The sequence below is a fragment of the Sphingobium sp. genome (genome assembly GCF_032153725.1).
Lineage (GTDB): Bacteria > Pseudomonadota > Alphaproteobacteria > Sphingomonadales > Sphingomonadaceae > Sphingobium.
The window spans coordinates 1-8,330 of sequence record NZ_JALDYQ010000119.1; the positions used below are offsets into that span (position 1 = coordinate 1).

Annotated in this window: 10 protein-coding genes; 4 read left to right on the plus strand and 6 right to left on the minus strand. The window is 63.6% G+C overall.

What is annotated here, in order from left to right; genetic code table 11:
* Positions 1 to 78: 78 nt before the first annotated feature.
* From hisF to hisB, 4 genes are read right to left on the minus strand one after another with little or no spacing between them, the layout of a single operon-like run.
* The gene (gene hisF, locus RUH75_RS22650) at positions 79 to 858 is read right to left on the minus strand and encodes an imidazole glycerol phosphate synthase subunit HisF (protein WP_313809463.1); all 780 of its coding nucleotides are present in this window, start codon (positions 856 to 858) and stop codon (positions 79 to 81) included.
* Between the two features lie 10 nt (positions 859 to 868).
* Positions 869 to 1,606 (minus strand): 1-(5-phosphoribosyl)-5-[(5-phosphoribosylamino)methylideneamino]imidazole-4-carboxamide isomerase, encoded by a 738-nt coding sequence (hisA, locus tag RUH75_RS22655; RefSeq protein WP_313809464.1) that lies wholly within the window; start codon positions 1,604 to 1,606, stop codon positions 869 to 871.
* The gene (gene hisH, locus RUH75_RS22660) at positions 1,603 to 2,220 is read right to left on the minus strand and encodes an imidazole glycerol phosphate synthase subunit HisH (protein WP_313809465.1); all 618 of its coding nucleotides are present in this window, start codon (positions 2,218 to 2,220) and stop codon (positions 1,603 to 1,605) included. Before hisH ends, hisA begins: the two co-directional genes overlap by 4 nt.
* Entirely contained in the window at positions 2,217 to 2,804 is a 588-nt protein-coding gene (hisB, locus tag RUH75_RS22665; protein WP_313809466.1) for an imidazoleglycerol-phosphate dehydratase HisB, read from the minus strand. Before hisB ends, hisH begins: the two co-directional genes overlap by 4 nt.
* A gap of 100 nt (positions 2,805 to 2,904) precedes the next feature.
* Between hisB and RUH75_RS22670 the strand changes: the two genes are divergently transcribed.
* The 4 genes from RUH75_RS22670 to gmk all read left to right on the plus strand — a co-directional run bounded on the left by RUH75_RS22670 (position 2,905) and on the right by gmk (position 5,930).
* Positions 2,905 to 3,378: a ClpXP protease specificity-enhancing factor SspB gene (locus tag RUH75_RS22670; RefSeq protein ID WP_313809468.1), complete on the plus strand. Its 474-nt coding sequence runs from the start codon at positions 2,905 to 2,907 to the stop codon at positions 3,376 to 3,378.
* Between the two features lie 66 nt (positions 3,379 to 3,444).
* Complete coding sequence (gene fumC / locus RUH75_RS22675; protein ID WP_313809469.1) at positions 3,445 to 4,830, plus strand: class II fumarate hydratase; 1,386 nt, start codon at positions 3,445 to 3,447, stop codon at positions 4,828 to 4,830.
* A 49-nt stretch (positions 4,831 to 4,879) separates the two neighbouring features.
* Positions 4,880 to 5,221, plus strand: coding sequence for a hypothetical protein (locus tag RUH75_RS22680; protein ID WP_313809470.1), 342 nt, complete (start codon positions 4,880 to 4,882; stop codon positions 5,219 to 5,221).
* Between the two features lie 43 nt (positions 5,222 to 5,264).
* Complete coding sequence (gene gmk / locus RUH75_RS22685; protein ID WP_313809473.1) at positions 5,265 to 5,930, plus strand: guanylate kinase; 666 nt, start codon at positions 5,265 to 5,267, stop codon at positions 5,928 to 5,930.
* Here gmk and RUH75_RS22690 read toward each other — a convergent pair.
* Positions 5,918 to 6,994 carry a class I SAM-dependent methyltransferase gene (locus RUH75_RS22690; RefSeq protein ID WP_313809471.1) on the minus strand — a complete coding sequence of 359 codons (1,077 nt, stop codon included), beginning with the start codon at positions 6,992 to 6,994 and terminating at the stop codon, positions 5,918 to 5,920. The two genes, gmk and RUH75_RS22690, sit on opposite strands and share 13 nt — an antisense overlap.
* Complete coding sequence (gene lgt / locus RUH75_RS22695) at positions 6,984 to 7,886, minus strand: prolipoprotein diacylglyceryl transferase (protein WP_313809472.1); 903 nt, start codon at positions 7,884 to 7,886, stop codon at positions 6,984 to 6,986. Before lgt ends, RUH75_RS22690 begins: the two co-directional genes overlap by 11 nt.
* Positions 7,887 to 8,330 lie beyond the last annotated feature (444 nt).

The window sequence follows — 8,330 nt, forward strand, 5'->3', positions numbered from 1 at the left end:
CCCCCCCCCGCGACCCGTCAAATGAAAACTTGCTTCGGTTCGCGGTGAACGACGAAAACCTGGCCGGGAAACCGGGGTTCAGCCTGCCCGGACCGGCACGCCCGCGGCTGCCAGCGCCTGATGCGCTTCCGCTATGGTGTGTTGACCGAAGTGGAATATCGACGCTGCCAGCACGGCGCTTGCGTGGCCCTGAATCACGCCTTCGACCAGATGGTCCAGCGTGCCCACGCCGCCGCTGGCGATCACGGGGACCGAGACGGCGTCGGCGATGGCGCGGGTGAGGGCAAGGTCATAGCCTGCCCTGGTGCCGTCCCCGTCCATGGACGTGACCAGCAGCTCGCCGGCACCCAGTTCAGCGAGCCTGACCGCATGTTCCAGCGCATCGATGCCGGTGGGCTTGCGCCCCCCATGGGTGAAGATTTCCCAACGCCCCTGTCCATCAGGGCCCGCCCCGACACGGCGCGCATCGACCGAGCCGACGACGCATTGGCTGCCGAAACGATCGGCAATGTCCGCGACCACTTCCGGCCGGATGACGGCAGCGCTGTTGACCGCCACCTTGTCCGCCCCGGCGAGCAGCAGCGCCCGCGCGTCTTCCGGACTGCGTACGCCACCCCCGACCGTCACCGGCATGAAGCAGACTTCGGCAGTCCGTCGCACCACGTCGATTATGGTGCCGCGCGCCTCATGCGTTGCCGTGATATCGAGGAAGCACAACTCGTCCGCGCCCGCCGCGTCATAGACCTTCGCTTGCTCGACCGGATCGCCGGCATCGCGCAGATCGACGAAGTTCACGCCCTTGACCACGCGTCCATTGGCGACGTCGAGGCAGGGGATGACGCGGGTGCGGACCGTCATGATTGTCCTCCTAGGCCGCTGCCCGCGCCACCGCCAGGGCGGCTTTCAGGTCCAGCCGCCCGTCATAGAGCGCGCGGCCCGTGATCACGCCTTCAATGCCTTCATCGGCATGCAGACTCAGCACCCGGATGTCCGCAATCCCGGCCACACCGCCGCTGGCGATGACCGGAATATCCGTCGCGCGCGCCAGATCGACAGTCGCATCGATATTGCAACCCTTGAGCAGCCCGTCCCGGCCCACATCGGTGAAGAGCAGGCTGGCAACGCCCGCATCCTCGAACCGGCGGGCGAGATCGACCACCGGCATGTCGGACTTCTCGGCCCAGCCGTCCGTCGCCACGAAGCCGTCGCGCGCATCGACGGCGACGACGATCCCGCCGGGAAAGTCGCGCGCGGCGGCCTTCACGAAATCCGGATCCTTCAGCGCCGCCGTGCCGATCACGATGCGCGATACGCCAAGGTCGAACCAGCGCTCGACCGCTTCCCGATTACGGATGCCGCCGCCCAGCTGGACATGGCCGGGGAAGGCCGCGACGATCGCCTCGACCGCTTCGGCATTGACCGCATGGCCCGCGAAGCTGCCATCCAGATCGACCACGTGCAGATGCTGCGCGCCGGCTTCGGCAAAGAGCAACGCCTGTGCTGCCGGATTGTCGCCATAGACCGTGGCGCGGTTCATGTCGCCTTCGGCCAGGCGGACGACCTGGCCGCCCTTGAGGTCGATGGCAGGAAAAACGATCAGGCTCATGGACGCCATTCCAGAAAGCGGGAGAGGAAGGAAAGGCCATAGCTCTGGCTCTTTTCCGGGTGAAACTGGCAGCCGATGATCGTGTCGCGCGCAACCGCGGCGACCAGCGGCCCGCCATGATCGGTGACGGCCGCGACATGATCGTCCTGTGCCACGTCGAAATGATAGCTGTGCAGGAAATAGGCCTCGCCTGTCTCCAGCAGCGGGGGATCGCCCTTCAGGATGACGTCGTTCCAGCCCATATGCGGCACCTTGATCGCCGGGTCGTGCGGCTCGATCAGGCGCACCGTGCCGGGAATCCAGCCCAAACCCTCATGCCGCCCAAATTCTTCCCCGGCATCGGCAAGCAGTTGCATGCCCACGCATACGCCCAGAAACGGCACGCCGCGCTGGTGGACGGCCTCATTCATGGCCTCGATCATGCCGGGGATGGCGACCAGCGCGTCGCGGCAGGCGCGAAAGGCGCCGACGCCCGGAAGCACGATGCGATCCGCCTTCGCCACCAGATCGGCGTCGGCCGTGATCATGACATCATCCGCGCCGGCCCTGCGCAGGGCATTATGCACCGAATGAAGGTTGCCCGCCCCGTAATCAATGAGGGCAAGGGCGGTCACAGCATCCCCTTGGTCGACGGAATGGCATCGGCCTTGCGCGGATCGATCTCCACCGCCTGTCGCAGCGCCCTGGCCAGGCCCTTGAAGCAGCTTTCGACGATATGATGGTTGTTGCTGCCGTAGAGATTTTCGATGTGCAGCGTGATTCCCGCCGCCTGCGCGAAGCTGTGGAAGAAATGCTCGATCATCTCCGTGTCCCATTCGCCCAGGCGCTGCACGGTGAACGGCGCCTTGAACACTAGCCAGGGACGGCCCGAAATGTCCAGCGACACGCGGGTCAGCGTCTCGTCCATCGGGGAATAGACGCTGCCGTAGCGGGATATGCCGCGCTTGTCGCCCAGCGCCTTGGCCACGGCCTCTCCAATGGCGATCGCTGTGTCCTCGGTGGTGTGGTGCTGGTCCACATGAAGGTCGCCGACCGTCTTCACGTCCATGTCGATCAGCGAGTGACGCGACAGCTGCTCGATCATGTGATCGAGGAAGCCAATGCCCGTCGAAACGGTATAGATGCCGGTGCCGTCGAGGTTGACGGTCACGTCGATCTGCGTTTCCGCAGTGTTGCGGTGAATGTCGGCCGTGCGCATGGCTGCGCCCTATACCGAAGTGACCCCGGGTTGCAATGTGCCGTTGCAATGTGCCGTCACGGGCTTGACCAGCGCCGCCGCGCCGTTAGGACATTGGCCCATGAGCGAAGACCTGCCCGATAGCCTGATTCCCTATGACGAAATCGTGCAGGAGGCCCTGCGCGCGGTGGTTGGCCGCGTATTGAAGGAAATCGAGCATTCCGGCGGTTTGCCGGGCGTCCATCACTTCTACATCACGTTCAAGACTCAGGCGGCCGGGGTCGATATTCCGCGCCATCTGGTCGAACGGTTCCCCGACGAAATGACCATCGTGCTCCAGAATAAATTCTGGGATCTGAAGGTCAGCGACGATGCCTTCGGTGTCAGCCTGACCTTCAATCAGGTTGCGGCGCATTTGATGATTCCCTTTGCCGCGATCACGGCGTTCGTCGATCCCGCGGTGAATTTCGCGCTTCAGTTCCAGGCGCAGGCCGACATTGCCCCGGAACCGCATGAAGAGGCGGAAAATGACGTGCCTCAGGTGACGGAAGACGGCTCCAATGTCGTCACCGTGGATTTCGGCAAGAAGAAATAAGTCTGGAATCAGGAGCGCTTGCTCCCCAGATTGGCGGCGCTCCAGCGATTTGAAGGGAGTGCTGATTTGAGCGATACCCGAACCGAAACCGATAGCATCGGCGCGATCGAAGTGCCCGCCAGCGCCTATTGGGGCGCGCAGACTCAACGCAGTATCGAAAATTTCCCCTTCGGTGCTGATGAACGGATGCCGGCCGGCATCATCCACGCCCTGGCGATCGTGAAGCAGGCGGCGGCGCGGGTGAATCGCGACCATGGACTCGATCCGGGCCTGGCCGATGCGATCGAAGCGGCGGCAACCGAGGTGATCGCAGGCCGTCATGACGACCAGTTCCCGTTGGTGATCTGGCAGACCGGCAGCGGCACCCAATCCAATATGAACGTCAACGAAGTGATCGCGGGCATCGCCAATGAGGCGTTGACCGGCAAGCGTGGCGGCAAGAGTCCGGTTCATCCCAATGATCACGTGAATATGGGACAGTCGTCCAATGACAGCTTTCCCACCGCGTTGCATATCGCGGCGGCACGGGCGATCACGGCTCGGCTCTTTCCTGCGCTGGACCGGCTTCACGCGGCGCTCGATGCCAGGGCGCAGGCCTGGAAGGACATAGTAAAGATCGGCCGCACCCATTTGCAGGATGCGACGCCGCTGACGCTGGGGCAGGAATTTTCCGGCTATGTCCATCAGCTCTACCGATGCCGCAAGCGGATCGAGCCTGCGACCATGCATGGCATGACGGCGCTGGCCCAGGGTGGCACGGCTGTCGGCACCGGCCTCAATGCGCCCAAGGGCTTCGATATCGCGGTCGCCAGGGAAATCGCGGCGCTGACCGGACTGCCGTTCCGGACCGCGGACAACAAGTTCGAGGCGCTCGCCTCCAATGATCCGTTGGTGCATCTGTCCTCGACGCTGGCGACGCTGGCGGTAGCGCTGACCAAGATCGCCAATGACATCCGCCTGCTGGGGAGCGGGCCCCGCTCCGGCCTGGGTGAGCTGGACCTGCCCGCCAACGAACCGGGCAGTTCGATCATGCCGGGCAAGATCAATCCCACGCAATGCGAGATGCTGACCATGGTTGCCGCGCAGGTCATCGGCAATCATCAGGCGGTGACGGTCGGCGGTTTGCAGGGGCATATGGAACTCAATGTCTTCAAGCCGCTGATCGGGGCTGCGGTGCTGCGGTCGATCCATTTGCTCAGCGTCGGCATGGACAGTTTTGCCGAACGTTGCGTCGAAGGACTGGAAGCGAATGAAAAGCGGATCGCCGAGCTGGTCGATCGTTCGCTGATGCTGGTGACGGCGCTGGCACCGGAGATCGGCTATGACAATGCGGCGAAGATCGCCAAATATGCCCATGCCGAAGGGCTGACCTTGAAGGAGGCCGGTTTGCGGCTGGGGCTGGTCGATGAAGCCACCTTCGATCGATTGGTAAGGCCGGAAAATATGGTCTGATTCAGATCAACATGGCGGAACCGGCCGGGCTGCGGTACATTGACGCCCCATGAGGAAAAAATCGCCCGACCAGCCGCTCATCGCCGTCCGTCCGCCGCGCAAGGACGGACTGCTCAAAAAGGCGGCGCGCGTCGGCGCGACAGTCGTCGCGGCCCGCGTTGCCGCGGATACCGGCAAGAAGGGCGTGATCGGGCTGCTCGCCGGCATGGGCGCCAAGCGGCTCATCATGCGCCATCCTGCCGGGGCGCTGTTCGTCACCGGAGCCTATATGGCGGGCAAGATCTACGAGGCGAAGCGCGAAGCGGATCGGAAGCGCAAGGCCAAGGCGCTGCCGGATAAAGGCACCCAGCCGATTCTGATCGAGGAGGCGCGCAAAGCCCGCAAGGGCTGATTGTTCCTCTTGCCAAATGCCGTTCATGGCGGCACTAGCGGCCATGGCCGACAGCAACTCCATCGAGACGCCCGATTTCAAGCGCCGCGGCGTCCTGTTCGTTCTTTCCTCGCCTTCGGGCGCCGGTAAATCCACCATCGCGCGCAAGCTGCTTGCGGCCGAGCCGGATCTGGCGATGTCCGTATCCGCGACGACGCGGCCGATGCGGCCGGGGGAAGTTGACGGCAAGGATTATCATTTCGTCGATCTGGAAGAATTCCGTCGGATGACCGCCGATCATGAATTCCTCGAATGGGCGCATGTTTTCGGGCAACGCTATGGCACGCCGCGCGCGCCGGTGGAGGCGATGCTGAAAAGTGGCCGCGACGTGTTGTTCGACATCGACTGGCAGGGTGCGCAGCAGCTTCATCAGATCGCGGGTGGGGATGTCGTGCGGGTGTTCATCCTGCCGCCGTCGATGGAGGAACTGGAGCGCCGCCTGCGCGGGCGGGCGACCGACAGCAATGAAGTGATCGAAGGGCGCATGGCGCGCGCGGCGAACGAGATCGCGCATTGGGACGGCTATGATTATGTGCTGTGCAATGTCGATGCGGAGGATTGTTTCCAGCGTGTCCAGACCATCCTGCATGCAGAGCGTATGAAGCGTAGCCGGCAGACCGGACTGATCGGCTTCATCCGCCGATTGAGCCGCTATCATCAGGACGATTGAAGTTCGAAACCTGCCGGCTCTGCCCAATCGGGATGAACCCAGGCCATCGCCTTGAACAATAGCCCCATTTCCTTTTCGTCGGTCAGGCGGTGGCGGGCCGTGCGCACTTCATCCGCACGGGCGGGCGCGGTGCGGGCAAGCTGATCCGCGCGGGCGTCTATGCCAAGCTCGCGCAGGAAGGGGCCTTGGCCCACTGGCCCCAGCACGCGCAATCCCGCCTGCCGCGCCATATTGCCGATCATGGTGAAGTCGACATGGGTGGTCAGGTCGCTTTCGCCCGGTTCCAGAAAGGGATCTGCGAACTGATGTGCCCGAACCGCTTGCAGCGTGTCGCCCACGGCCGGACCTGCATAGCCATAGTCGATGATGAGTGCGACGCCGCCCTGCCGCGCGATGCGATGCGCCAGTTCCAGCGCGATAGCCGATCCGGCGAGCGGCGTTTCCAGGATCGTGCCTTCCGGCGCGTCGGCGGCCATGGCGGGGATGCCGGATTCGACGCGGCGGTAACCGGGCATGGGGGCGAAACGGTCGGGCTGGTCGGGATCGGGGCGGATCACCACCCGCTCGCGCCACTGCTGACCGACGCGGACAAGCTGGCGTACGGGGAGGGCGTCGAAAAATTCATTGGCGACGACCAGTAGCGGACCCTGTTCCGGCAGGCCGGAAACGGCATCATGGTGAAAGACGTTGGGAATGAGCGCCCTTTGCCGTTCCCGCAGGCTGGGGCTGGTTTCGACGAAATGGACGCGCGGGTGGAGCGATGCGCTGGCCATGGCGCGCAGCGCATCGGAGGCGAGTGTGCCGCGGCCGGGGCCCAGCTCGACATAATTCGCCTCCGGGCGGCTGCCCGACCGCATCCAGACGTCCGCGAGGCAAAGGCCGGTCAGTTCCCCGAACATCTGGCTGATTTCGGGCGCGGTGGTGAAATCGCCGGACGCGCCAAGCGGGTCGCGGGTGCCGTAATAATGCTGGTTCGCCTCCGCCATATAATGGGCGACGGAGATCGGACCGCCCGCCGAAATCTGGCGGGCGAGCCGTTCGGACAGGGTCAGTTCAACTGACACTCGCGCTGCCTGCGATCGGTTCGACCCGGACGCGGCGGCCCTTTGCGGTGACGATCAGATAAAGGCCGCCCAGGATCATCGGAACGCAGAGCCATTGGCCCATATGGAGGCCGGTGCGCGCGGCGAATTCCATGAGCTGGGCGTCGGCTTCCCGGAAATATTCGACGCCAAAGCGGAAGAGGCCGTAGCCAAGCAGGAAAATGCCGACGAGCATGCCGGGCTTGTAGCGGGCGCGGGTCTTCCAGAAGGCGAAGGCCAGGATCAGGAACAGGATGATGCCTTCGAACGCAGCTTCGTAAAGCTGGCTGGGATGGCGCGGGAAAGGACCGCCGGTGGGGAAGATGATGGCCCAGGGCACGTCGGTTTCCTTGCCCCACAATTCCCCGTTCACGAAATTGGCGAGGCGGCCGAAGAGCAGGCCGAAGGGAACGCAGCAGGCGACGAAATCATGGATGCGCAGCCAGCTGAGCTTTTCCTTGCGCGCCATGTAGAGGATGCCGAGCGAGACGCCGATCGCGCCGCCATGGAAGGACATGCCGCCATTCCACAGCTTGAAGATATCCAGCGGGTGCTGGAGGATTTCGGGCTGATAGAAGAAGACATAGGCCAGCCGCCCGCCGATGATGATGCCCAGCGTCGCGTAGAATATCATGTCGTCGGCATGACGCCGTGCCATGGGCGATCCCGGCTGGACGATCAGCTTCAGCAGATACCAGTAGCCGATCAATATGCCGGCCAGATAGGCGAGGCTGTACCATTTCAGCGTGAAGAAGCCGAGGTCGAGCGCGACCGGGCTGAGGCCGAGCTGGTCGAAGCGGATGGCGCCCGAAGCGGCGGCGGCTAGGTCAAGGATCAAGTTGTCGTTCCCCTTGGGAAATTCGGCCCCCGCCATAGAGCAAGGTGGGGGAGCGAGGGAAGGGCGGAAGTGGATTTGGGTGACATAGGTGACACGATGCAGCCACGCGAGAGCGCCGTTTTGCGAAAATTTCCTACAGTGCAAAGAGCCGCGAACGGTTTAACGAAAGGAGGGGGCTGTAGGACAGAAGAAATCGCGCTTCCGTTCAGGTCGCGCCGAAGCGTTGGGCGAGGGCGTGATAGAGGCGCTCCCAGCTGGCTAGTTGGGCCGAAAATGCCACCCGGCAGGCTGAATTTGACGATGGCGGAACTCTGGATTCGGGCATGAAGCTGGCGGTGGCGCATGCGAAGGCCGCGAAGCCGGGTGGCGTCAGGATCTTACCGGTGATGGCTCAGTTGGGTGGAAGGTGGTCATTACAGCTTCGTCATCCCGGACTTGATCCGGGATCCCGCTTTTCTTATTGAGCGCACATCTGAAAGG

What these genes read in the sequence shown, in the direction of transcription:
- hisF (WP_313809463.1), bottom strand. Translation starts at nt 858, where the DNA reads ATGACGGTCCGCACCCGCGTCATCCCCTGCCTCGACGTCGCCAATGGA.
- hisA (WP_313809464.1), bottom strand. Translation starts at nt 1,606, where the DNA reads ATGAGCCTGATCGTTTTTCCTGCCATCGACCTCAAGGGCGGCCAGGTC.
- RUH75_RS22680 (WP_313809470.1), top strand. Translation starts at nt 4,880, where the DNA reads ATGAGGAAAAAATCGCCCGACCAGCCGCTCATCGCCGTCCGTCCGCCG.
- hisB (WP_313809466.1), bottom strand. Translation starts at nt 2,804, where the DNA reads ATGCGCACGGCCGACATTCACCGCAACACTGCGGAAACGCAGATCGAC.
- gmk (WP_313809473.1), top strand. Translation starts at nt 5,265, where the DNA reads ATGGCCGACAGCAACTCCATCGAGACGCCCGATTTCAAGCGCCGCGGC.
- lgt (WP_313809472.1), bottom strand. Translation starts at nt 7,886, where the DNA reads ATGGCGGGGGCCGAATTTCCCAAGGGGAACGACAACTTGATCCTTGAC.
- RUH75_RS22670 (WP_313809468.1), top strand. Translation starts at nt 2,905, where the DNA reads ATGAGCGAAGACCTGCCCGATAGCCTGATTCCCTATGACGAAATCGTG.